Annotated in this window: 11 protein-coding genes; 2 read left to right on the top strand and 9 right to left on the bottom strand. The window is 64.6% G+C overall.

Features of this window, described 5'->3' with window-relative positions; all coding sequences use genetic code 11:
- Positions 1–45: 45 nt before the first annotated feature.
- The 9 genes from OKA04_RS16545 to OKA04_RS16505 all read right to left on the bottom strand — a co-directional run bounded on the left by OKA04_RS16545 (position 46) and on the right by OKA04_RS16505 (position 20,389).
- Positions 46–6,075, bottom strand: coding sequence for a discoidin domain-containing protein (locus OKA04_RS16545; protein WP_264502303.1), 6,030 nt, complete (start codon positions 6,073–6,075; stop codon positions 46–48).
- 209 nt (positions 6,076–6,284) lie between these two features.
- Positions 6,285–7,229, bottom strand: coding sequence for a PEP-CTERM sorting domain-containing protein (locus tag OKA04_RS16540; RefSeq protein ID WP_264502302.1), 945 nt, complete (start codon positions 7,227–7,229; stop codon positions 6,285–6,287).
- A 38-nt stretch (positions 7,230–7,267) separates the two neighbouring features.
- Positions 7,268–9,787, bottom strand: coding sequence for a fibronectin type III domain-containing protein (locus OKA04_RS16535; protein ID WP_264502301.1), 2,520 nt, complete (start codon positions 9,785–9,787; stop codon positions 7,268–7,270).
- Positions 9,788–9,883: 96 nt separating this feature from the next.
- Complete coding sequence (locus tag OKA04_RS16530) at positions 9,884–11,560, bottom strand: hypothetical protein (RefSeq protein ID WP_264502300.1); 1,677 nt, start codon at positions 11,558–11,560, stop codon at positions 9,884–9,886.
- Between the two features lie 137 nt (positions 11,561–11,697).
- Complete coding sequence (locus OKA04_RS16525; protein WP_264502299.1) at positions 11,698–12,351, bottom strand: response regulator transcription factor; 654 nt, start codon at positions 12,349–12,351, stop codon at positions 11,698–11,700.
- Positions 12,348–15,365: an ATP-binding protein gene (locus tag OKA04_RS16520; protein ID WP_264502298.1), complete on the bottom strand. Its 3,018-nt coding sequence runs from the start codon at positions 15,363–15,365 to the stop codon at positions 12,348–12,350. Before OKA04_RS16520 ends, OKA04_RS16525 begins: the two co-directional genes overlap by 4 nt.
- 234 nt (positions 15,366–15,599) lie before the next feature.
- Positions 15,600–18,044: a LamG-like jellyroll fold domain-containing protein gene (locus OKA04_RS16515; protein ID WP_264502297.1), complete on the bottom strand. Its 2,445-nt coding sequence runs from the start codon at positions 18,042–18,044 to the stop codon at positions 15,600–15,602.
- Positions 18,045–18,299: 255 nt separating this feature from the next.
- Positions 18,300–19,871 (bottom strand): LamG domain-containing protein, encoded by a 1,572-nt coding sequence (locus OKA04_RS16510; RefSeq protein ID WP_264502296.1) that lies wholly within the window; start codon positions 19,869–19,871, stop codon positions 18,300–18,302.
- The gene (locus OKA04_RS16505) at positions 19,859–20,389 is read right to left on the bottom strand and encodes a sigma-70 family RNA polymerase sigma factor (RefSeq protein WP_264502295.1); all 531 of its coding nucleotides are present in this window, start codon (positions 20,387–20,389) and stop codon (positions 19,859–19,861) included. The genes OKA04_RS16510 and OKA04_RS16505 overlap by 13 nt, the downstream gene beginning before the upstream one ends.
- Positions 20,390–20,862: 473 nt before the next feature.
- On the opposite strand from OKA04_RS16505, the gene OKA04_RS16500 reads away from it, so the two are divergent.
- Positions 20,863–24,393, top strand: coding sequence for a PSD1 and planctomycete cytochrome C domain-containing protein (locus OKA04_RS16500; protein WP_264502294.1), 3,531 nt, complete (start codon positions 20,863–20,865; stop codon positions 24,391–24,393).
- Positions 24,394–24,397: 4 nt separating this feature from the next.
- Positions 24,398–25,861: a DUF1501 domain-containing protein gene (locus tag OKA04_RS16495; RefSeq protein ID WP_264502293.1), complete on the top strand. Its 1,464-nt coding sequence runs from the start codon at positions 24,398–24,400 to the stop codon at positions 25,859–25,861.
- Positions 25,862–25,892 lie beyond the last annotated feature (31 nt).

Below are 25,892 nucleotides of genomic sequence, written 5' to 3'. Positions count from 1 at the left end.
GCCACCGCATGCTGGCAGCAGGAGTCACTTTCCAAGGCCGATCCTTCAAGGCTCGAGCGAGATCCGCATCATGCGGCGGCCACCGTCCGACAGTGGGACGTCATCCACCACGCGGTAGGTGCGCAGGTCATTTGCTTCGGCGATGATCTGGGGCTCGGCGGCCAGTCTGGTCCACGACTGGAGATCGGACGACCCCATGCAGCGGAACTCCAGCACCTCCGTGGCGGAGGCGGCCACTTGGAATTCATAAGCCATGCGGGTCTCGCCGCCCACCTCCACCGGCACAAAGCGGATCGGGCGCAACGCATCGCTGGCACCGGCATCATTGCCGAAGAGCACCTCAAAGGCATTCGCGATGCCATCGCCATCGGGATCGCTCGCGAAGCCGATGAGCGCCGGATTCCCGTGTCCCTCGAATGCACCGCCGGGTCCCGTCAGGGCAAGCCGGACCGCCTCTTCATTCGTCTCGATGCGGTTCGCGACGGTCACGGTGATGTGGAAGGAGATCGCCTCACCGGAAGCTCCGGTGGCCAGCGCGGTAAGCAGGTGCTGCGGCGTGGTCTCGTAGTCGAGCTCGCCGGCCAGCGTGATCGCGCCGGTGGCGGAATTGATCGCGAACTTGCCGGCCGCGTTTCCTCCCGTGATCTGATAGACGAAAGGACCGCCGCTCGCCTGAATGCTGCCGACCGCCGTGCCCGCGGGCAGGCCCTCGGCCACCACGAAGACAGGCGAGACATCCGGAGCGGACAGCATCTGCGGACCGGGCACGGGACCCACGGGCATGAGGTGCTGGCCCGCGATGACCGTCGGAGTCGTGGTCCCCGGGCCAGTCCATGCCACGGCGAGGTGGTCATTGCCGGTGCCATCGCGATGCAGCGCCTCGATGTAGTAGAGTCGGCCCGCGACCAGATTCACCGGGGCGGATTGCTGGACGGGGAATCTCCCCCACTCTCGCGGATTCGTCGCCGAGGGCACGCTGGCGATTTCCATCGCGCGGGATTCCTCGTAGGTCGGGCTCATCCGCAGGACCGCCTCATCGTCGCCGGAAATCCACAGGCGATAGCTGCCCGTGACCGGCGGCGTGAGATAGGCACGCATCCGCGAGCCGAAGTTGTTCCCGGCATTCGCTGGAGCCTCGAAGGACGAGCGGAGCTGCATGCTGTTAGGGAATTCCGGGTAGCGGGCATCCGCGGTCAGGGCGCCCGTGACATTGCTCCACGTTTCCCATGTGGCGTGCCCGCGCGTGCCGCTGACGTAGCGGTTCTGCGTTTCGAAGATGGATGACAGCGATCCCTCGCCCAGCAGCTTCCAAGTGCTGCCGTCATGGCTGCCGTGGAAGCGCCATGTCCTCACGCGGCCCGTCGCGGAGTCCTGTCTCGGCGCGATGGAGAAGCCACCCACGTGCCGTGGTGACAGCATGTCGATGGTGAGGTGATGCGGGTAGCCCGGCAGGTTGTCGCCGCTCCAGCGCGTGTGCCAGAAGGTGCCCCCCTGCCCGTCGAAGGCACGGGTAGCGCGGCCATTTTCCTGCGCCGTCTCCTCGCTGTCCGTGGTGATCGCCCAGCCGGTGCGATTCATCGAGAGGCCTCTCGCATCGAGCACGTTGAACTCCGACACCACGGCCCAGAGGTAGTCCTCGTGGGGAGTCAGCGCTTCGAACTTCACATAGCGGAACTTCTCCACCTCCTGCTCATCCTGGATGAGCGTCTCCACCGCCTGGGTGCTGGCAGTATTCGCCAGCGAGCCGGTGGATACAGGCGTCCAGGTGGTGCCGTCATTGCTTCCGTAAAATTCCCAATCCCTCACCCGGCCACCGGCTGCGTCCTGACGCGGCGCGATGGAGAACCCACCGACGCTGCGCGTGGTGAGCATGTCGATGATGAGGTGATGCGGATGCGGCGGCGGATTCCCGCCTGACCAGCGCGTGTGCCAGAAGGTATTCGTCTGGCCATCGAAGGCGCGCGTCGCCCGGCCATTCTCCTGTGCCGTCTCCTCGCTGTCCGCCGTGACCGACCAGCCCGCGCGGTTCATCGCCTGGAGATTTCCATCGAGCACATTGAACTCGGAGACGACGGTCCACAGCGAGTTATCGTGCGTGGAAAGCGAGACGAACTTCACGTAGCGGAACTCGCCCGCGACCGCCGGAGCCATGACCGGCACGGAGGAGTAGGTGAGCACGTCCCATGCGAAGGACATCGTGGCCGAGGCTCCCGCGGCATCGCGCACGGAGACATGCGCGGTGAAGCCCGCCACCATGGAAGGAGCGCCGGAAATCGCGCCCGTGGATTCGTCGATCCACAAGCCGTCCGGCAGGCCCATCGCGTGATAGGTCAATGCGCCACCGTCGGGATCCGAGGCCACCACCTGCAGGTTGACCGGCTGCTGCACGGATGAAACCTGCTTCGGCAAGGAAGTGATCACGGGCGGTTGATTGACCGTGGACCCGGGCGCGGACGTTTCGAGATCGTCGATCTGCAAGAGATACGCGACGAGCTGGTCGATCTCCGCGCTGCTGCGGTGGAATAGATTCGCGTGGCGACCGCTGATGTCGCGATCCACCAGCACCTCGCGGAGCGTGGCCGCGGAGCCATCATGCAGGTAGGGGGCGGTCTTCCAGAGGCCGCGCAAGGTCGGAGTGTCGAGGCCATCAAGCTCTCCACCCAGCCGCTCGCCGGAATTCACGCCGAGCGTTCCCACATCGTGGCGGGTGAGGCTTGCGCTGTCGGTGAAGGTCGAGCCCGAGTGGCACGAGGCACAGTTTTCCTGGCGGAAGATCTCGCGGCCCAGCACGGCATCCGCCGAGAGAGATCCACCAGCTTCCCGATAGGGGCTGCGGCCCACCGTCGTGAGCGATTGCACATAGGCCGCCAGCGCATCGAGGTCGCTGCTGTAGCCCGCCTTCGATTGACCCAGTGGCCGCGACAAGGTGCCGCCGTGGAAATCGCTGTTCTTCATCAGGCCGGTGCCACCGCTCAGATCGCGGATCTGCCCTTCGAAGTCATGGGCCTCGTCGAAGTTGGCCGTCCAGTGCAGCGGCCCGTGCCCGAGGCCGCGGCCATTCAGGTCGATCGTGTTGCGGAAGCCCTCGCCCATGCCGCTGAAGTCCCAGACCCTGCCATCGTGCCCGCCATCCAGATGGCAGCTCGCGCAGCTCATGTAGCTGTCCGAGGCGAGGCGGGGGTCCTCCGTATTGTAGAAGATCTGCTTCCCGCGCAGGACATCGGCAGCAAGCGCGTCGGTCGTCACCGTGGGCACCACTGCCTTCAGAGGCGAGCTGCCGCAGAATCCGGCGCACACCGTCGAGGTGGCCAGCACCGTCACCGTGCGCGACATGAAATTGTGGACATACAGACGCGACCCGTCCGGGCTGACGGCCAGGCCGTCCGGAGCCAGGCCTCCCGTGCCGATGCTGTAGGGAGCGCCTCCACCATAGGCGTCGATCACCCAGATGAAGGACGAGCCGCTGGAGGCGAAGAAGACCTGATTTCCCTGCGGGCTGTACGCCAGCGCGGTCACGAAGTCGCTATTGTCAAAGTCCAGCCTCCGTGATGCGGTCTCGGTGCGGGCCTGCAGGTCGATGCTGGATGCCATGCTGCGCACCGTGTGCTCGAAGGTGAGGTCGAGCCCGTTGCGACGCGTGCCGCGGAAGACATTGTCCTTCTTTGCCGGGACGTAGAGATGGCTGTAGTCCGGCGAGATCGCCAGCGAGCCCAGGTAGTTCGGCAATCCCATGCCGCCGCTCGCCGTGTCCTCGTCCATCACCGGGGCGAGGTCCACCACGGTCGCCGCGGTGAAGCCCGCGAGATCCACCGCCGTCACCTTTCCCGCATCCTCCGGCGAAATGAAATGACCGACCCACAAGGTGCCGCCGATGGGGTCGAGAGCCAGCGACCTCGGCCACTCGAGCGTGGCCACCGTGCGCAGCACCACGCCGCTCGCGGTATCGATCTCCACCACTTCGCGTCTTCCTTCGAGACACACGTAGGCGCGCGGCTGGGACGGATGCACCACGATGCCGTGCGGAGCGGAGCCGGGCGGCAGCGGGTGCGTGGCCACCACGGCACCGGTAGCGCGATTCACAACGGAAAGCGTGGACGATTCCTTGTTCGCGATCCACAGCCGGTTGTCAGGCCCCAGCGCGAGCGACTTCGGATCGCTGCCCACGGGAATCTCGTGGGCGCGCGTGTTGTCACTCGTGAGGATGCCGGAGATCGATCCGTTGTCCGGATTCACCGTCCATACCTTCCCATTCACAGCGTCCATCGCAATGGTCGAGCTGCGGGCCGGTGCCTGAGCCGGGATGGGGCGGTGGATCACCTGCACGTTGCTCACCGCGGTGGCGTAGGTCTGCCCGGCCATGCGGGTGCGCACGGTCACGAGGTGATTGCCCGGCGTGCTGTAGGTATGCGACGCATCGACCGCAGTGCTGTAGGTAGTGGCTGGCGAGCCATCGCCGAAGTCCCACGAGTGCTCCAGCGACTGCCCGCCGATATTGTTCACCGCGAGGTGCATATTGACCGTGGAACCCATCACCGCGGGTGCCGCGGTCTCCACGATGGTGGAGTATTCGCTGACGGCCTGGCCGGTGGAGAAGCGGAAGACAATCGTATCCGAGGGGACCGCATTCCCCGAGTAGTCGCGGATGCCATTGCCCTGCAGGAAGACCTCGTAAGTGGTATTCGGAAGCAGGTTGGCGGCGGGCACGAAATTCACGATGCCTTCCTTCACCCCCACGCTGCCGGGGATGGATGCCTGCTGGCCGATGACGCGGACCCGGAAGCTGGTGGTGTCGAGCGAGCCCGCGTCGATGTAGTCGGTGAAGCACACGCCGATGCGCGAGGTCAGGCTGACATTCGTGGCATTCGCGGACGGAGAATGGAAATTCGGCACCGGCGGCCGCGAGTCCTTCACCGCATCGTGCAGGCCGAAGATCAGCTTGCGAGGATTGTTGTGATCCGTGGTGATCGCCACCGCATTGCCGAGCGGCGTGAGGAAGGCGTGGTCATCCGCGGGCACGATGCCCGAGTCGATGCGGTTGACGAAGGTGGCCGTGTTTCCAGTGATGCGCCACTTCGTCGAGCCGGGATAGTGACCGATGAAAATGTTCTCGTCCTTGCCGAAGCCATATTCCTGTCGGTCGAGCTGGTTGAGCACGGAGCCGGACGCCAGGGTCGTGGCAACGACGTTCTGCGGATTCGAGAAATCGTGGCGGACGATCGGCTTGCCGGCACCGTAAAAGCTGCCGCCATAGACGAAGCCCTGGTAGCCGAGCGGGCCGCCGAAGGAGCTGATCTGCTTCGGGTCCGCCGGGTCGCTGATGTCCATGACCAGCGCGGTGAAGCTGGTCTCCACGGCGGCGGAATTCAGGATGAGCAGGTTCCCGATGGCCGTGGCCGAGCGCAGCGTCATGTTTGCCAGCGCGGAGCGCGGCATGTGGCGGATCAGCACCGGCTCCTCCGGATCCGACGTGTCCACCACGTAGAGACCGCCGCTACCGGTGGGCGCATAGACATAGCGCGAGCCCTGCCAGGCGGGGGCGAAGGAGAAGCCATCGTAGTTCGACGGCGGGGAGCCACCCGGGAAAATGTAGCGGCTGACGATGCCCGGCTTCGTCGCAGGCGATTCGTCATAAAGCGGAGACATGTCGAGGATCGAAAAGCCACCGCTCGCGCCGTGCCGCTCGGCCACCAGTATCCGGTCCCCCGAGATGGAAAGGTGGTGCATTTCCGCAAAATCTCCGAAGTAGTCCGGCGATGACGAGGTCTGGTAGCGCGCCGGCTCATCGCGTGAATCGAAGACCTCCACCGGGGCGGAGAGATTGCTCACGTCGAAGACCGTAAGGCAGCCAGCACCCTGCCCGCCGCCGTGGTCCGCACCCATCGGCACGATGAGGTAGCCGCGGTGCATGGCCACGCCGCTGATGGCCGCACCGGTGTCCACATGGGAAAGGATGGTGCCCACCTGTGCAGGGGGGAAATCACGGTTCTCCAGACCCGGGCCCTCCGCAGCCATTGCCGCCGCTCCGCAAAGCGCCAGGCATGCCGCGCTCGCGGTGAGAATTCGCCGGGAAGCCATGAAACCGGCGGCGGAAGAGTCGGAAACGGAAAACCTCATCATGAGACAAAGGAAAGCTCTACGGATTGCACGAAGGGGGGAAAACAAAGGCCGGGCACAAGCACTTCCCGGACCCTTGCGTCCATTTGACGAAAATATACCACAGGGGCAAGACCGCTCTCAGACGGTGCCTGCCCCTGTAGCCAGTTACTCGAAGTACCCAGGAAATATTACCGGCGGCGACGGACAAAACCGAAACCCGCTGCAAGGGCGGCCAGTGCTACGGAGCCAGGCTCCGGCACTCCCGTGACATCGGCCCATGTAGTACCGATGCGAATTGCATCGACTTGGCCCCCACCGGAGCTGCCTCCGTTCAGCCACAGCAGGAGATTGTCCGCCACCATCGAGGTGTCGAAGCTGTCCGATGCCGTCCAAGCCGTCACCAGTGAGGGATCGGCCTGGATGGTCGAGCCCGGGCCGTAGCGCATGATATCGATCTGGTCTGCCACCGTGGAGCTGATGGTAATGCGTCCGACGATCAAGGCAGCGCCATTCACGCTATCCTTCGCCTCGTGCGCGCGGATGCCATAGGGGCCATTGTCCGCACCCAGCGTGCCGTAGGAGATATAGGAGGCATTCGATGCGTCGTTTGCGCTACCGCCGATGGATGTCGCATTGTTCCAGCTCAGGCCTGCCCCGATGAAGGACGTGGACCCGGATGCCGAGGTGCCGGAGGCCAGGCCGATGCCCATGGCGGTATCGAGCGGATTGTCCAGACGGACGCTGAAGTAGAGCACCTGGTCCGCGCCGAAGTCGATGGTGCTGGTGAGCGGCCTCGTGGCGTAGATGTTCGTATTGTAGCTTCCGGTGCCATTCCACACACCGCCCAATGCACCATCGCCCGGAGGGAGGCCCGGCAAGGCGGGCGATGCCGAGGTGCCACCGTTGAAGTTGGTGGCAATCATCATGCCATTGGTGCCATTCACCTGCCAGGTGCCGGTGAGGCCCACGGTCGTGGCGGTGTCGCCCAGGCCGTTCAGCGACTTGTCACCGCCGCCGCCGATGTTGTCGAAGAGCTCCTGGACAATGATCGTGGCGTGGCTCTGGGACGAAAGGGCCAGCATGACGGCGGAGGCAGCCGCCATTCCGAGGGATCGGGAGGTTTTCAGGTCCATGTTTGTTTTGGTCTTCAGTGGGGGTTTTGGGAGTTCAATCAGTCGGCGAGGATCTGGCTCGCCTTCAGGCGGATGAAGGCCTTTGTCATCGGTGAGCTGGATGTAGCCGTGACCGTCACACCGCCTGCGGCGGGAGTGGTGGTGGCATTAACCGTCGCGCCACCTGCAGGACCTGCGACGCCGTCCGCGGCATACCAGTCGGTCAGATTCGGAGACCACTCGTAGGATGCCGCCACGTCGCTGATCGCGTTGCTTGCCAGCGTGTGGAAGAAGGATGTGGTCGTGCCATTCGACGTGACCTGCGTCAGTGCCGAGGCATTCGCCGTGGAGGGGTTCGTGCCGAGCAGCGCTTCCAAGCCGTTGCTCAGGCCATCGCCATCCGCATCATCCTCGAAGCCGGTCAGAGCACCGACATTGTATCCTGCGATCCACGCCGCATAGCCCTGCGTCTCTGGCATGATGATGAAATTCGACCCTGGATCGAAGAGACCCGTTCCGGTCTGGAAGGATACCGCGTCCAGCGTGCCGTCGATGCCATTGCCGACGAAGTTCGTGCGACCGAGGTAGCCGAAGCTCAGGTTCGTGACATCGGGGCGGGCAAACGGGCCGTTGCTCAACTGCCCGATCAGCTCGCCATTCACATAGCCGGTGAGCGTCGTGGTGGCGGCATCCCAGACGAGGGCGAAGTGGGCCTTCACACCGCTCGGCGGCAAGGGGCTCAGGCTGCGCTGCACGGCGCTGCCATTGTAGTAGAAGAGTTGGAGCACATCGGCACTCGTCTCGCTGCGCAGGCGGAGATTCGTATCGCCCTGCACGTCGATCAGCCATGGTGTGGTCGTGGTGCTGTTGACGGAGTTGTAGGTCACGACTGCTTCCGCGATCCAATTCTGCGCGCGCAGGTCACCGAGCATCGATGGGTTCGCGTCGAAGCCATCCGGGCCATTGTCCACTCCGGGATTCAGCCTCGCGACCCCATTGCTCACGGTAGGCGCGCCATTCGCCTTGAAGCTCGATGTCTCGTCGATCTCCCCTTCTCCCAGGGTGTAGAAGTTGCCGTCCAGCGTTCCGTCGAAGTTGATCAGCAGCTTCGTCTGGAACGGAGAGACGTCATCGGTCGTGACGGCCACGACATTCGACAGATTGGATCCTCCGACGGGATGCGTCGCCGAGATGCGGTATTCATACGCGGTATTCGGCTGCAGGCCGGAAGCGGTGTCCGTGTATTGGCCGGTATTCGCCGGCAGCGTGGCCACCGTCGTCCATTCGTTCGCCCCGGAGAGCGAGCGCTCGATGACGTAGCCCGTCTCGGTGTAGAAGACATCGCTCCAGTAGAGATCCACCGCATACGCGCTCTGCGCCTCGGCGAAGAGATCATCCACGGCCAAGCCTGTGAGCGGGGTATCGAAATAGCGGCCGTTCTCGCTCCAGCCTTCCAGATCCGGCTCGGGATTCGTATTCACGGCACGGAAGCGATAGTAGTAGCGGGTGTCCGCGGACAAGCCGGTGATGGCTCCGCTGACCGGGCCGATGGCCTGTGTCCCCAGCGAAAGGGACGATGACCAAGCACCCGCATCGGTCCCTTGGTCGAAGGTATCCCAGTAAAGCGTCACCTGACCGGGGCTGGTGAAAAGATTCGCCGATGCCTGGGCACCGGTGAGGGTGACATTCGTCACCGCTGCGGACGTCAGCGCGGGCTGCTCATTCGCTGCGAGCGTCACGCCGGTCACGTCCGTCCACGTGTCGCCAAAGCGGATGGCATCAAGTTCCCCCGAGCCGGTGCCATTCATCCACAGCAGCAGATGGGTGGCATTCATCGAGGTATTCACCGTGCTGCTGGCGCTCCAGACGATCGCCGTAAGGTTGTCATCGATCGTCTGGCCCGGCGCGTAGCGCTTGATGTGGATCTCGTCATCGCCGGTGGCGCTGATCTTGATGCGTCCGACCAGAAGTCCGGGGCCGTTGACCAGCTTGCCCGGCTCGAAGGCACGGATGCCATAGACGCCGTTCTGCTGGGCACCATCCAGCTTGCCGTAGCTGATGTAAGGGGAATTCCCCGCAATATTGCCGCCTCCAGCAATCGGAACCGCGTTGTTCCAGGTAAAGCCAGCCCCCACGAAGTCCGATGTCAGCTCATTGCCCGAGGCCAGACCCACACCCATCGACGTGTCGCCAGGATTGTTCAGCCGCACGCTGAAGTAGATCGTGCGGTCCGTGGCAAAGCTGATCGGCGTGACAAGCGGGCGGGTCGCGAAGATGCTCGTGCCGTAGCCGCCGGTCGCATTCCACACGCCACCCGGCGCACCGCCATCCGAAGGCAATCCGGGCAGGAGTTCGCCATTCACGCCGTTCACGTTGAAGTTGTTCGCCGTGTTGATGGCAGTGCTGCCATTGGTCGCCCACGTCCCGGAAAGGCCGACGGTGGTCGTCGTACTTCCGGCACCATTGAGCGAGGCATTCCCCGTGGAGATGTTGTCAAACAGCTCCTGGACGAAGATGCCGGCATGGGACACCGAGGCCGTGGCCGTCAGTGCGAGCAGTGTGGTGAATCTGGATTTCATGGGGTTTGGTCTTGGGTCTTCTCTGGGGCTATGGGAAAAATCAGGAGCCCTCGGCCTGCGACGCCCCGGCAGATGCCGGGGCGTCGTACCGGTGGGCTAGTTCGATGAAGTGGCGCTGTCGGAACCGAAGGTGAAGGTCACCACGTCGCGGGATTCCTTGATGTGGATCTTGTTCTCGTCACCGGTGCGCGAGACCTCGCTGGCGCCGAAGGAAAGCGAGTAGCCGAAGCCCTCCTGCTTGAAGCCGATCGCGTGCTTCGTCACATCGGCGAGAGGGATTTTCTTGTCCTTCGCCCACGTCATATCGAGGCCCCAGTCGGAGCGCGCGGTCTCGCCGCTCAGCTCGATGGCGAACTTCGTGGGGTCGCAGCGGAACTCCACCGCACCACCTGCCGCGAGGTCGCAGGTCACCACCAGCGACTCGGTGCCGACTTCCTTCACCACGGGCACGCCCTTCGTCTTGAGAGGCTGCGTGCCATCGGAAGACTTCACCACGCCGCGGATGCCCGCGAGGTCGCCGGGCCTGCTCCAGTGGAAGCCATCCATCACCGGCAGCGTGTCGTAGGTCGCCACGGCGCTCGGCTCGTGCTTGTCGAGGTAGCGCTCGGCGTAGTCCTCATTGAAGACGTGCATGTCGCGGATGCGCCACTGGTCGCCTTCCCACGAGAGATTCACGCGGTAGTGCTTGCTCTCGTACCAGATGCTGCGGTTCGGCTCGCCCTTCGAGTCCTCCAGCGCCACGACGGACGTCGCTGGAGTGGACTTGTAGGTGTCGCGGAACCACTTGCCGGACGCGCCAAGGGTCTCCACGCGGATCTTCTTCTGATCGCGCAGCGCTGCGAGCTTCGCGTACTGGTCGATGAGGCCGACCGACATGTCGGGCCAGCCGAAGGAATTCTCCTGCCCGGCCTGCATGTAGGAGAAGCCGAGGCTGGGGGTGTTGAAGTTCGTGTCGAAGAACCAGTCCACCCACTTCGCATCGCCACCACCGGGGCGATAGACAGGCTCCAGAGTGACGACACCCTGCCACGAGCCGCCGAGGCCGTTGTCGTACTGGTGCACCGGATCACTGCCGAGCATGCGGAAGACCGGGACATTGAGCTGCTGCTCCGAGGTCTGCGCTGGCATGAAGGCATTCAGGCGGCTGGGGTAGTAGGCTTGGTTCCAGTAGCCGCCCCACAGCGTGTAACCGTCGGTGCCGCTCTGGTCCTTGCAATTGCACGCGGTGGAGACCCCGTACTTGTCGTGCAGGTAGTTCAGCGTCGGAGCGTCGATGATCCAGCAGCCTGCGGAATCCGGGTGCTTGCCGAAGACCTCCTTGAACTTCGCTATGTAGACATCCATCAGCTTCTTCCGCTCCTCGACGGAGTAGCCGTGCGTGAAGCCGACATTCACGTGCCAGTCCCAAGGGAAGCGCCCGCGCCACTTGATGCCCGCGGCTTCCACCTGCGGCTGCACCACCTCGATCCACGCGCCGATCTCGTCATTCGGTCCCATCTCGCGCTTCAGCAGGTCCACGATGTCCGGGCGGAGCAGCGCGTCGTACTGGATGAGCCAGGTGGTCGGCAGGCCGTGCTTGCGGCCCAACTTGAGCTGCTCGGCCACCGGCTCGACGAGATCGACCTTGTGGCGCGGCTCCACGCCGCGGATGAAATTGATGATATTGACGATGTCCTCGCCCTCAGCCTTCACGAGACCGGTCTGGGCCAGGAGTGCTGCGAGCGACAGGGCCAGTGCCCGGTCCGTCTTCCACGATTTGGTGCGCAAATTCATTCCAAGAAACGGCCGGCCTTTGGTCCCCGACCAATCCCGAGCGTATTCCGAAACCGCCTCCTGCCTACCTCTCCAACCGGAGAGAAAAAATCCGCGCTTCTCCTCAATGCAGCATGCCGCCGCCCAGATCAATCCCGCTACTGCAGGCCCTTGTATTTCATCGCCGCCTCGGTGCGGTTGTGCACGTGGAGCTTCGTGTAGATACTCCGCAGGTGCCAGCGCACGGCCTCCGTGGAGACGCCCAGACGAGCCGCGATGTCCTTGTTCCCCATGCCGCTCGATAGCAGCTCCAGCACCTCGGACTCGCGGCGTGAGAGCGAGTCGAGTTCCTTGCTCTGCTGCTCCTGCTCGGTGAAATACTGGATCACCTTCAGCGCCACGCCGCCGCTCATCGCACCACCGCCACGACGCACCTCGCGGATAGCGGAGATCATTTCCTCCGGCGTGGAGCGCTTCAGCAGGTAGCCATTCGCACCCGCGCGCAGGGCACTGAAGATGCGAACCGGATCTTCATAAACAGTGACCATGACGATCAGCACATCCGGCATCGTCTCCCTCAGGCGGCGCACGCAATCGATGCCCGACATGCCGGGAAGCTGGATGTCCATCAGCACGATCGCAGGGGAAAACTTCGGCAGCAGCTTCAGCGCCTCCTCACCCGTGGAGCAAGTGACCACGCACTCGAGATCCGGCTCGAGCTCGATGATGGTCTTCAGGGCATCGCGCGTGGTGTGGCTGTCTTCCACGACTGCCACCGGCGTCTTCGCGGCTGGGGATGAGGCTTCGTTCATGGGGATCGCAGGGGCAGGGTGAAGGTCACGACGGTACCACCGCCGGGGTTTGCCACGATCTCGCACCCGCCATCGAGATCATGCATGCGCTCTCGCAATCCCACAATGCCCTGGCTACCGGGCCGCGGCACATCACCGGCAGCGATGCCCGAGCCATTGTCGGCGATGCTGACGATGAGGTGATCCGCCTCGACGCGGACACCGAGATCCACGCGCGTGGCGCCGGAGTGCTTGATCACGTTGTTCAGCGCCTCCTTGAAGGCAAGCAGCAGCGAGTGCCGCGAGCGCGAGCCGAGGCTGCGGCTGGGGATATCCACGGGCTTCACCGGATCGCAGGCAATTCCCGCGGGATTCAGCAGGCGCTGCGCGTGAAGCCACAGGTAGGCAGCCAGATCGTCCACCGAATCGTAGTCGGGATTGATCGCCCAGACGATCTCATCGAGCGCGGAAACGAGCGAGCGCGAGACATCGCCGAGCGTGTTCACGTAGTTCGACTTCGCGGTGGCGGGAATGGCGGGATTCCCCATCAGCGAGCCTAGCAAGCCGATCTCGGTGAGACCAGCGCCCAGCTCATCATGCAGGTCGCGGGCCACCCGCGCGCGCTCGAGTTCCAGCGCACGCTCGGTTTCCGCGTGCTCCTTCTTCGCGATCTCCACGGCGAGTTCCGAGGTGCGCTTTTTCACCACGCGCTGGAGGATGCCCACCCAGCCGAGCACCAGCGACAGCCCGCCGAAGAGCACCGCGACCAGAAGCAAGAGCCGCCGAGTGCTCCACCACGAAGGCTGCGCGATGAGCTGTAATGCATCGTCACCCATCATGCGGATCTCGAAGTCCCCCTGCCCCATCGACAGCGGGTCGGAATTCATGGCGAAATACACGCCGTCCACCTGCACCACCGAGTCGCGCAGGAAGGTGGCATCGCCGGGCATCGAGTGGGGTCCTATCGCGAAGAAACGCTGCGCTCCGGACTCCAGCTCCAGCCGCCGCTGGCCGCTCTGGATTGTATCGCTGATCACCCGGCCCTGCATGCGGAGCAGCTTGCCATCCAGCTTCAGGTCCGGCAGCTCCGCGGGGTCCTGCTCGATCGGCTGCGGCATCGCGAGCTGCGACAGCACCCGCAGCACGGGATGCACGATCAGCGGGGAAATGGCGCCCGTCCGCGCAAATCCCACCACCTCCACCTCATCGCCCGGCACAGCTCCGTGGGCGGAGTCGCTGGCGAGGCGCAGCGTGTGCGCGCCCGCTGAAACGAGCAGCGTGTCATCACGGCGCGCCATCAATTGCCCACGCAACCGCACGCGATTCAGCGCGGTGGATTGCGTGGTGAATTTCCAGAGATCCGGCACGGTCACCAGCGGGATCAGGCCCGGGTCCTGCGGGGCAAGCTCGACCACGGAAAGCGTGGCATTCCCCAGGGAAAACACCCCAGGCGTGAGGCGGCCGAGATGCCGATCCCAACTGGTGGCAAAGACACCGCGGAGCTTCACCCGCGCGCCGACCAGGCTGGTAGCCGTTGGACGGAGCAACTCCACGGGCAGCGGATAGAATTGGGTCGATTGCAGGACGGTGGTTCCATCGCGCGTCAGCAGCTCGGCACGGTCAGCGCCCAGCGAGATGATCACGCCCTCGATTTCCACCATCTCGGCATCCACGCTGCCATTCTGGAACTCCTCCCAATTCGGACGGCGCGGAAGCGGCAATGCGCCGGACGAGAGAAAGCGGCAGTTCTTCGCGACGACGATGGGCGAGAAATCCCCGGGTGCCGCCTCGCCTTCCACGATCCAGCGCTCGCCCACTTCGGGTGGCGGTTCAATCGTCATGTTCTGCGCAAGCACGAAGACGCCGCCACTGTCATCCTGCAGCACGAGCGAGCGATAGTTCACCATCGTGACCACGCCGCGCAGCACCACCGGCGGATACTTCGCCGTTTCGTCCGGCTGCAACTCGCGCACCTGCACGGCGGATGCGAGCACCGGCGCGGACAATCTGTTAGACGGCTCCAGCCGGAGGTGCCCCGCTGAGAGGACGCAGACGCCGCCCTCATAGGCGATGCCCTGCGCCGTGATGTACCGCCCCATCAAGACCCACGGGTCGAGCCCGGCCGGATTCAGCACGGTCAATTCCGAGCGCTTCTGATCGGTCGCGACTTCCAGCCGGAGCCGCGCCCCCTCCTTGCTGGCAAAGGAGACGGTGCCTTCCACCTCTCTCCAGAGGGAATCCTTCACCGGCTCCAGATCAGGAAGGATCTTCCACGCCGCTTGCGGAGCGCCGAGGCTGAGCCGAGCGCCGTCGTCACAGCGCATGCGAAAGGTATAGGTCCCGTCCGAGGGAACCTCCAGCATGCCGGAAAAGCGCAGCGCGACATTCTCCAGCCCTTCGCCTGCCGAGTGATCGATCTTCGTGACCGATCCCGTGAGATCTCCCCCGCCCTCTTCCGGGACTTGATCGAGCGAGCTGATCCCATCGATGCGGAACCTCTCGAACCGCAGTCCCGGCTTTCCACCGTCATGCGACAGCCACTCCGCCGGGACGACCTCGTGCTGGAAGCCGGGGCCCTCCATTGCGAGGGAGAGCACCGAGGTGGCGCGTCCATTGAACCACTCCACCCCCAGCGGATGCTTCCCACGCGTGAGGAAGACGGTGCCGGATTTCTCCGTCGGCGGGTGAAGGCCATCCGCGTCGATGAGCGGTGCGCCCACACAATCGATCCGCAAGCCACGCCGGAAGAACCGGCTCGCGGGAAAGTCGAACTGGACCGATTTCCCGACTTGGAGCTGCGGCCATGCCCCGGCGGGGAGCTGCACGGAAAGGATCACCGCACGGGACTGATCCTCCAAGGCGACAAGCCCTCCCGCGGCGTCCGTGGCGAGAATCGTGCCCGTGACGCTCATCGGGTCGCTACTACCGCCACCCGCGACGGACAGCTCCCACAGGTCCTGCAGGGTGAGCGACTTGCCCTGCGCGACCGGGATGCAGGCGATAACCACGACGAGCCACAGCGCGCGGGCAAACACGCCCGTGCGCCGAAATCGCGCCTGCCATGACCCGGAATGCCCCCCCATCACATCTCGGCGGAATGATCCACACCTCATCCACGCCCCCAATCCCTCGATTGGCCATTTTAAATTTCTCCCCGATTGGAGAGGCGAGCGAATGCGAGAAGGGTCGGCTGGGCAATCCCACGAGAGGATCAATCGAGCGCGGATGGCGCTGGAAAGCAGCCCACCCGCTTCCACGAAAGGGTCGCCTCAAGGCAACTTCGACGTCACCCGATAGATCCCGCGGGCCGCAGGGGTATTGAGCGGACGCACGGTGGTGCCATTCTCACCCGCGGCGAAGGGAAGCTCGACCTGCCACGTCCCGCTGGCCTCGACCAAACGCTCGACCGCATAGAGACGGGCAGGCGTGGACACATACGAGATGCTGCCGGTGGCCGCGCCTGTGCGGGTGAAGGAAGCCATGAATCGGGACTCGCCCTGCGACGGATTGCTCGCTCCGAGGAATTCCGTGCGATTGCTTTGCCCGTCACCGTCGAAATCGGCATCCGGAGCGCCTCTCCCCGCATCGATGTCCGCGGGGGAGAAATGCTCCATCATCCACGAGTAGTATGCGGACTCTTCCGCGAAGCCGCTGCCGAGCGATTGCTGGCCGCTCGCGTCGAAGTGGAGATTGTCCCCCGCCATGCCGAAGCCATCGGTGGAAAGCACCGACGTGCGAGGATCGGCAGCCGCCACGGCATCCTGCGCCGCCTGCACCTGCCCGCGCCACGTCCCGTCGATCGAAGTCTGACCGCTGGAAAGCCGGCCGATCACGAACGCCAGCGACGGACCAAAGGTCGCACGGGCATCCGCGATGAACGTGCCGAGATTTGCCTGATAGTTACCCGCCTGCGCCGCGCTGGCATCGGCCTCACCCTGCATCCAGACCATGGAATCGATCTCCACGGTCGCGAGCGGATGCTTCGCCGCGAGTGCCGCAAGGCCCGCCGTCACTGTCTGCTGGAATGTCACATACTCCGGGCCATCGCCCGTGGTGGTGGCGTCGCCTCCGGCCTTCCACTGGGTGTGCAGGTTCGTGCCGCCATTCGCATACTTGATGATCGCGACACGCGTGCCGGCTTCATGCGCATACAGATCTGCCAACCTGCGACCGAGCACGATCTCCGGGCCGAATTGCGAGGTCTCGCTGAGCCCGGGCTGCAGGGTGGTCAAGGAGCCCGCCCCACCCTCGATGCGATAGTAGAAATCCACATCCGCCTGCGAGGATTGCAGTGCGGCGGGCAGCCCGGTGATCGCGGCACGGCCATCCGCATTCGACTGCCCGCCCAGCAGGATAACGCGAACCTTCGTCGCTGTGGAGGGCGTTTCGACAGGCTTCTCGTCGTTGTAGATCGTCGCCACCTGCGTGGCCGTGAGCGCGGATGGCATCAGACGTACCTCGTCCAGCGTGCCGTGGAAGTTATACTTCAGCGTGGTCGTCGGGTAGGCCTTGCCGATGCTATCGACGGCGAAGGAGGTATTGCCCGCGAGCGTCTCGGATTCCTGCCCGTCGATGAAGAGCGTCATGTTTCCCATGCCATCGGCCACCAGCGCATAGTGGCGGAGCTGGCTGCCCTTCGGCGCGGTGAAGTCGAGCGTGGCACCCGTGGAGGATCGGAAACGCAGGCCCGGGTTCGTGTCATTCAGCCAGATGAAGTCGTTGGTATTGTCCGCACGACCCATCACCATGCCCTTGCTGGATCCGATGCCTTCGCGCCGCGCCCACCAGGTGGCCGTCCAGGGCTGCGTGGCGGTGTAGTAGCCGGGCACGGGCAGCACCATGCGCGAGGCATCCGCGCCATCCGTCCACAGCGCGCCGCTCCCCTCCACCACCCGTTGGGGATCGGTGGTGAGCGCTGCATTTCCTTCGGTCGCGCCGTGGAATGCGCCGCTTCCGCTGTCATTGAGATTCTCGTCAAAGCGGTAGTGGAAGCCCGCGTAGGGCCCGCCGGCATCCGGATCATTCGAGAGGTAGAGCGAGCTGATCTTGTCCGGCCCGAGCGCATCCTCGAAGATCCAAACTTCATCGATCTGGCCATTGAAATCATAGTCGGCCGCCGCCGTGTAGGCCTCGCCAATGGTGTCGATGATGAAGCCGGTCTGCTTCCCGCCGACCGTGCCGAAGAACTGCCCGTCGAGATACAGCGTGATGGTGCTGCCATAGGCGACGATGGCGTAGTGGTGCCAATCGTAGTCGAGCGGCACGCCGAAATTCGCTTCGCGGTCCGCGGCATTCGAGGAACCCCGCCAGCGCATGCCGGTGCCGCTCGCGTCATTCAGGCCGATGAAGTGGTTCGCATTGTCGCGCTGGCCGATGACCATGTCCCACTGGCTGGCACCTCCGGTGTCGCCCGGTGACTTCCGCGCCCAAAAGGCAACCGTGTAGGAGAGTCCAGAGCCAAAGGTCTTCGACGGGATCGCGATGAAATCCCGGTCCGCATGGAAGTTCATCGCGCCATTGCCGAACTTGAAATCGCCCGGCGTGCTGATGATGCCGCTGTTTCCGAGGGTGCCATTGTCGGTGAGCGTGCCGTGGCGGTTGTTTCCGGAAACGTCGTCGAAGCTGGTGTCAAAGGAGTAGTGCGCCCATACGCCGGCCGTGGCGGGGAGGATTTGAAGGAGGAGGGCACACGGGATCAGTCGGGAAGGATTCATCGCTGTCGGGTTTTTCGTGGAGGGGTTTCGCCCGGCGCTTGGTTGGACTTGGATCCGCGGGCACTAGGAAATGTGCGAGCCGCGGAATGGTTAGCAGGATTGCAGGAAATTTTTTCGCGACGGTCATCGCTCGCGAGAAACATCCCGGGGGAAGATCCACCTCTCCCTCAGTAGCTGCGTTCGTGAGAACGCGGGCAGCACGGGGACGGCTGGCCACTCTCACAGGGGACTACGAGGGCAGCTTCTTCAGCCCCATCAATCCCCCGGGACGAAGCGATTCTCCTGATAGAGGATCTTCACCTGCTCGTCACTCAGCGCTCCGCGGATGATAAACAATTCGTCCACCATCACCGGCACATTTCCCGGCCCGCCGGGCATCATGCTGTCGCACGCGACCCGCAGACGCGTCGCAGGGCCGCCGCCCGCACGCGTGTCCACCCCCGCGCCGAGGGTGGCCCAGGTGATGGGAACAGGTTCGCCATCGATGTAATGCGCCACCTTCACCATGCCCGTCTCGCTCACCTCACCGGTGAAAACACAGGCGATGTGGTGCCACTCGCCATCCAGCACGCGCCGCGTGCCGATCTTCCCGGCCGTCAGGAATCCCGTGGTGCCCCATTGCGTGCCGATGATGCCGGACACGCAGTGCGCGCGCAGCGTCCAACTGCCACCTTCGATCGACTCGTCCCCCCACATGACCACGGACGGCGTGTAGTCCACGGCATCCGCAGTGGAGCGGCGCTCGATCGGCCAGCCCTTCACCCACACCGCCACCGTCCTCGGCCCGCCGCCGGAAATGCCCGCGAATGCGCTCTCGGCAAAGGATTTGCCGTCCGTCAGATCGAGACCGGCACCGAAAGCCCCCTCCGCCTGCCGCGGCATCACCGCGCGCCCGTCCAGATCCCGGACGGTGAGCGGAACCGTCTGCATGCCACGCCCCGTGGCCGGAAAAGCACCACCCGACTCCTGGTCAAAGCTCCAGTGGATATAGGCAGGCTCGCTTTGCAACTCCGCCACGAAGAGCCCCGGGTCCGCCGGGGTGAGCTTTGACCTGCCGACGAGATCCGTGATCGCCGCCTCGCCGCTGCGCAGCGTCACGGGAGAGATGCCAGGCAGCCTCGGCTCCAGCAGCACTTCGCCGGACTCCACCTGGATGCGATCGCTGCCCGTCGATACCGCCACGCCGAATCGCGTCGCCGAGGTGCGCGCACGCAGGCGCTCGGTCATCACCGTGAGATCCCGGTCTTCCGCGCCCATCTCGAACCACGCCTTGCCGCTCGAAACGCTCACCTGCCGGGGATCGCTGATCTCCAGCGTGGCCGGGCCTTCCACGACGATGCGCGTGCGCTTGCGCGTGACGATCTCCAGATTTCCCTGCTCGACCACCAGACGCGTGCCGGGGAGGAACTCACCCTCCGCCCCGATGCCGCCGCTCGAGTAGTGCCACCGGGCATTCCCACCCGCGATGACCTGCGCGGGCGGCTGCTTTCCAGCGTGCCAAAAGATCAGGCTGCCCGCGACGGCCAGCAATGCGACCATCGCCGCCGCGGCATAGATCACCCTGCGCGAAGCCCCCGACGTCCGCCGGGGGAAAACCACCACCGAGCGATCATCCTGACCGTCCTCCGGGATCGAGGCCTCGGCGGTCCAGTGCATCAGCGTGGCGAAGGACATGTGCTTCCGATAGGCACGGCGGGCTTCCGCATTCTCGCGGAGCTGCTCCATCAGCCACACGTGATCGTCCGCAGCGATGGTGCCGTCTTCCAAATCCTGGAAGGCCTGCTCGAGTCGTCGGGATACGGGCGGGCGCGGCTTCATGGCAGGCATTCACCGATACGGTCCTCGATGCAGCGCTTCAAGGCAGCGCGCAGGCGGAAGAGCTGCACCTTCAGCCCGCTCAACGAGCGCCCGCGATCCACGGCGAAGTCCTGCAGCCGGCTCTTCCGCCAGTAGCGCTGGAGCAGCAGGTCGCGATCCTCCGGGCGCAGCTTGCCGAGACAGGCACGCAGCGCATCGAGCTGGCGCTCCATCACCTCCGGCTCCGCGTGCTCCTCGATCTCCTCCGCCAACATCGCGGCCACATCGTCATCCAGCGTGACCCAGCGGCGCTGCTTCAGCACCCGTAGATGGGCCATCACCTGGAAGCGCGCGACGGCCAGCGCCCAGGCGCGGAAATTCGTGCCGAGCTCGAATTGGGACCGCTTTGCCCACAGCAGGGTATTCACCTCCTGGATCACGTCGTCCGTCCCCGGGGCGCCGGGAAGCAGCGAGATCACGAAGGAGCAGATCACCCCCTGGTGCTCGGTCAGCAGCTTCACAAAGTCTTTGTCCGGGTCGTCCGCCATGCTCGGGCCTTCCTTGGAAATAGCGAAAATCGGAGAAGGTTAGCAGCGTTTCCGGGGAAAAATCGGTCATCCCGGAGCGGCCTATGCATAATTGGGGGCATCGCATCGGAGATTTTTTCAGGGTGAAAACGTAGTCTAGGCGGCACTGGTCACCGCGATCCGCCTCACGCGACCGGTGACACTCGCCGGAGGACCCCCTCTTTCCATATTTTACATGCATTCCGCCGGAAACCGCTGATTATCGTGCCTTTAATTCTACAGCCACCGGAGACCAAAAATGGCAACTCCGCCCGGAGGCATCTTCCGGACCCGCCCGATCGACCCGATTTTCGCCCCTCGGAACCGCCAAAGTCATTCTGCTAGAAGCCTGTCCGTTCGGGTAGGCCCCGCTCGAAATGCTGGCTTTTGAAAGGCTTGGCAGGTAGTTTTTGTATCAAGCGGCACCGCTCGCATTACCCGATTTCATCATCGTTTTGAAAGCACTCCTGCCCATCTGCTCCGTTTCGCTCCTTGCCATTCCTTCCTTCCTCCGTGCCGAGGAGGCGGGAAAGGTGGACTTTGCCAAGGAGGTCCGGCCCATTCTCTCGAACCGTTGCTTCAAGTGCCACGGCCCGGATGAAGGCACCCGCGAGGGCGGCCTGCGTCTGGACCTGCGCGAGGCCGCGCTCGGTGAGGGCGATTCAGGAAAGATCGCGATCGTCCCCGGCAAGCCGGATGAAAGCGAATTCATGAAGCGCCTCCACGCGACCGATCCGGACGACATCATGCCGCCCGCGAGCGCGAAGATGGAGATGAGCGACAAGGAGCGCGACGTGCTGCGCCAGTGGATCGCGCAGGGTGCGGAATACAAGGAGCACTGGGCCTTCGTCGCGCCGGTGAAGGCCGCGCTGCCGGAAGGCGACGCCGTGCATCCGATCGACCAATTCATCCGCAAGCACCTCGCTGAGGAAAAGATGAAAGCCTCGCCCGAGGCCGGGAAATACCAGCTCATCCGCCGGGTCTCGCTCGACCTCACCGGCCTGCCACCGTCGCCGGAGGAAACCCGCGCCTTCATCGAGGACACCTCGCCCGACGCCTATGACAAGCTGGTGGACCGCCTGCTCGCCTCGCCCGCCTACGGCGAACGCTGGGCACGCCGCTGGATGGACCTCGCCCGCTACGCGGACACGAATGGCTACGAGAAGGACCGCGAGCGCAGCATCTGGCCGTGGCGCGACTGGGTGATCCGCGCGATCAACGACGACATGCCCTTCGACCAATTCACCATCCGCCAGCTCGCCGGGGACATGCTCCCGGATGCCACGCCGGATGACATCGTCGCGACCGGCTTCCACCGGAATACGATGCTGAATGAAGAAGGCGGCATCGATCCGCTGGAATTCCGCTACCACGCGATGACCGACCGCGTGGCTACCACCGGGACCACCTGGCTGGGCATGACGGTGGGTTGCGCGCAGTGCCACACGCACAAGTACGACCCCATCCTGCACACGGAGTATTTCCAGTTCATGGCCTTCCTGAACAACACGGAAGAAATCCGCTATGAGCTCCCGGACGCGACGCTCGCCGGACGCGAGGCTGCGAGGGACAAGCAGGTGGCCGATCTGATCGCCGCGCTGCCGGACAAGTGGCCCGCACCGCCGCCACCAGCCCCCAAGCTCACCTCCGTGACCAGCGAGTCCGGCGAGACGGCGAAGGTCCTGCCCGACCAGTCCGCGCTCTTTTCCACCCCCGGCGCGAACAAGGACAGCTACACGCTGGAATTCGAGGCGAAGGACGGCGTGGTCGATCGCATCCGCCTGGATGCGCTGGCCGATGCCGGCATTCCATCCGGAGGTCCGGGCCGGACATCGCACGGGAATTTCGTCCTGAGCGAGATCGAGGTCTATGTCCGCACCCGGCAGGTGGGATCGGAGTGGCAGCGCGTGGAACTTGCAGGTGCCAGCGCCGCCGTCGAGCAGCCGAATTTCCCGGTGGCGCACGCCATCGACGGCAATCCCGAGACCGGCTGGGCGGTGCAGAAGGACGGCACGAATCTCAAGTCGGACAAGAACGCCACCTTCACCTTCAAAGCCCCGGTCGATACCCGCAGCACGCCGTATTTCATGGTGAAGCTGGTGCAGAATTTCGGCGGCTCCCACACCATGGGTCGCGTGCGCCTCGCCGTGAGCGGCCCGGAGGAGCCGACGCACAACGGCAGGAACGACGCGAAGCTCGCCTACGAATCCTGGGTCGAGCGCAGCCGCGCCGCCACCATCCCGTGGACCACGCTGGAGCCGGTGAAGATGGAGTCGAACGAGCCGGTGCTGACTCTTGAGAAGGACAAGTCCATCTTCGTCTCCGGCGACACCACGAAGGACGACCGCTTCGTCCTCACCTACAAGGATTTCCCCGCAGGCACCTCCTCCATCCGCCTGGAGGCTCTGTCCGACAAGCGCCTGCCAGCCTACGGCCCGGGCAAGACCTACTACGAAGGCCCGAGCGGCGACTTCCTCGTCTATGACGTCATCGTGAAGGCGGATGGCAAGGAGCTGAAGATCGCCTCCGCAAGCTCCAGCAACGCGGCGAGCGGCGGCAATGCCATGCTCGCCATCGATGAGGAGGATCTCACCGGCTGGGGTCCGGGAGGACGCTTCGGCGAGGATTGCCAGGCGGTCTTCAATCTGGCCGAGCCGCTACCCGCGGCGACCGAGCTGACCATCGAGCTGCGCATGGGCCGCCACTATGCAGCCACGCTCGGGAAATTCCGCCTGTCCGCCACGACCAAGCAAGCCAAGGCACCGACGCAAGTGCTGCCCTACGAGCTGGAGCTGGCACTGGCCAGCGGGGATGAGGCGAAGATCGAGGCGGTGCGCCCGGCTCTCACGCGCTACTTCCTGCTGAATTCGCCGGAGCTGACCGCTCACACGAACCCCATCCGCGAGCTGCTCAAGCCCCTGCCGACGACCACCACGCTGGCGATGGAGGAGCGCGATGCCGCGCACCCGCGGAAGACCTTCCTCCACAGCCGCGGTGAATACACCCAGCCCGCGAATGAGGTGAAACCGGACGTGCCGGCCTTCCTCCCGCCGATGGACCCGAAGGAGCCGAAGAACCGCCTCGGCTTCGCCCGCTGGCTGGTCTCCCGCACGCATCCCCTGACCGCACGCGTCACGGTGAACCGCCAGTGGCAGGCCTTCTTTGGCAATGGCCTGGTGAAGACGATCGATGACTTCGGCTTCCAGGGCGAAATGCCCAGCAACCAGCCGCTGCTCGACTGGCTCGCCGTGGACTTCATGGAAAACGGTTGGTCGATGAAGAAGCTCCACCGCCAGATCGTCACCAGCGCCACCTACAAGCAGAGCTCGAAGGTGACGCCGGAACTGCTGGAGGAAGACCCGCAGAACCGCCTGCTCGCCCGTGGCCCGCGCACCCGCGTGGAGGCGGAGATGGTGCGGGACATCGCCCTCAGCTCGGCGGGCCTGCTTTCCAAGAAGATGTATGGCCCCTCCGTCCGTCCGCCACAGCCGGACAGCGTGACCGAGGCCGCCTACGGAGGTATGTCCTGGCCGGTGAGCCAGGGCGAGGACCGCTATCGCCGCGCGCTCTACACCTTCGCGAAGCGCTCGGCTCCATTCGCCTCCTCCCTCACCTTCGACGCGCCGACCGGTGAGGCCTGCATTCCCCGCCGCGAGATGGCGAACACGCCGCTGCAATCGCTGGTGCTGCTGAATGACGAGGTCTACTTCGAAGCGGCCCAAGTGCTGGGCAAGAAGGTCGCCGCCCTCTCCGCGACGCCGGAGGAAAAGGCGAAGTATATCTTCGAACGCTGCCTCACCCGCCCACCGGAAGTCAGCGAGGCCGACACCCTCGTCACCTTCCACCGGGAACAGCTCGAACGCCTGAAGAGCGGCGAGCTGAAAACCTCCGAACTGATGCCCGCAGGCTCCACCGACGATGAAGCCGCATGGATGACGGTCGCCCGCATCCTCCTCAATCTCGACGAAACCATCACCCGCAACTGACCCGATGAACTGCCACAACTCTTTCTTCGCCCGTCAGCATACGCCCGGCAACGACGTCAGCCGCCGCTGGTTCCTCCGCGAGTGCGGGCTCGGCGTGGGCAAGATGGGCCTCGCTTCCCTGATGGGGGACGCGCTCATCCGGAATGCCGCCGCTGCCGTCCCGACGAACAGCATCGGACCGATCGGCGCGAACTACGCGGGCAAGGCGAAGTCGGTCATCCACCTCTTCATGGCCGGTGCGCCGTCGCAGCTCGATCTCTTCGACCCGAAGCCGGAGCTGGCAAAGCTGGACGGCAAGCCACTGCCGCCGTCCGTGACGAATGGCCAGCGCCTCGCCTTCATCAAGCCGGACGCCGCGGTGATGTCGTCGCGCTTCAAATTCGCCCAGCACGGCCAGAGCGGCGCGTGGGTGAGCGACCTGCTCCCCTACACGGCGAAGATCGCGGATGACCTGTGCTTCGTGAAGTCGGTGAAGACCGACCAATTCAACCACGCACCGGCGCAGATCTTCTTCAATACCGGCTTCCTCCAGCCCGGCCGGCCGTGCATCGGCTCGTGGGTCACCTACGGCCTCGGCTCGCTGAACAACAACCTGCCGTCCTTCGTGGTGCTCAGCACCGGCGCGGGCGTCAGCGGCGGCGCGGCGAATTGGTCGAGCGGCTTCCTGCCAACCGTCCACTCGGGCGTGCGTTTCCGGAATTCCGGCGATCCGATCCTGAATACGGCCAGCCCGCGCGGCGTGGACGACCGGCTCCAGCGCCGCACCATCGATGCGGTCTCGCAGCTCAACAAGATGCAGCTCGCCAGCGTGGGCGATCCGGAGATCTCCACCCGCATCGCCGCGCATGAGATGGCCTTCCGCCTCCAGCACAGTGCGCCGGAACTCACCGACCTCTCCGGCGAGACCGAGGCGACGCTGAAGATGTACGGCATCGAGGACATCCGGAAGCCCTCCTACGCCCGCGCCTGCCTGCTCGCCCGCCGCATGGTCGAGCGCGGCGTGCGCTTCATCAATATCTACCACGAGGGCTGGGACGCGCACTCGGACCTCTCCGGCAACCACAAGGAGATGTGCAAGGCCACCGACCAGGCCAGCGCCGCGCTCGTCACCGACCTGAAGCAGCGCGGACTGCTCGATGAGACGCTCGTCGTGTGGGGCGGTGAATTTGGCCGCACGCCGATGGTGGAGACGAATCCCACGCTGGGCCGCGCGCTTGGCCGCGACCACCACCCGTCCGCCTTCACCGTGTGGATGGCCGGCGGTGGCATCAAGGGCGGCGTGAGTTACGGCGAGACCGATGACCTCGGCTACCACGTCGTGGACAAGGCCGTCCACGTCCACGACCTGCAGGCCACCATCCTGCACTGCCTCGGCATCGACCACGAGCGCCTCACCTACTTCTTCGCCGGCCGCCACTTCCGCCTCACGGACGTGCACGGCCATGTGGTGAAGGACATCATGGCGTGACACACGGCGATCCACAGTGCTGACCATCTAC

The sequence above is a fragment of the Luteolibacter flavescens genome, assembly GCF_025950085.1.
GTDB lineage: Bacteria > Verrucomicrobiota > Verrucomicrobiia > Verrucomicrobiales > Akkermansiaceae > Haloferula > Haloferula flavescens.
This window is presented reverse-complemented; position numbering and strand designations above follow the sequence as displayed.

Bases quoted from the DNA above. Each gene is read 5' to 3' on its own strand.
- OKA04_RS16540 (WP_264502302.1), bottom strand. From the start codon at position 7,229: ATGGACCTGAAAACCTCCCGATCCCTCGGAATGGCGGCTGCCTCCGCC.
- OKA04_RS16535 (WP_264502301.1), bottom strand. From the start codon at position 9,787: ATGAAATCCAGATTCACCACACTGCTCGCACTGACGGCCACGGCCTCG.
- OKA04_RS16510 (WP_264502296.1), bottom strand. From the start codon at position 19,871: ATGCCTGCCATGAAGCCGCGCCCGCCCGTATCCCGACGACTCGAGCAG.
- OKA04_RS16505 (WP_264502295.1), bottom strand. From the start codon at position 20,389: ATGGCGGACGACCCGGACAAAGACTTTGTGAAGCTGCTGACCGAGCAC.
- OKA04_RS16495 (WP_264502293.1), top strand. From the start codon at position 24,398: ATGAACTGCCACAACTCTTTCTTCGCCCGTCAGCATACGCCCGGCAAC.
- OKA04_RS16525 (WP_264502299.1), bottom strand. From the start codon at position 12,351: ATGAACGAAGCCTCATCCCCAGCCGCGAAGACGCCGGTGGCAGTCGTG.
- OKA04_RS16515 (WP_264502297.1), bottom strand. From the start codon at position 18,044: ATGAATCCTTCCCGACTGATCCCGTGTGCCCTCCTCCTTCAAATCCTC.
- OKA04_RS16530 (WP_264502300.1), bottom strand. From the start codon at position 11,560: ATGAATTTGCGCACCAAATCGTGGAAGACGGACCGGGCACTGGCCCTG.
- OKA04_RS16545 (WP_264502303.1), bottom strand. From the start codon at position 6,075: ATGGCTTCCCGGCGAATTCTCACCGCGAGCGCGGCATGCCTGGCGCTT.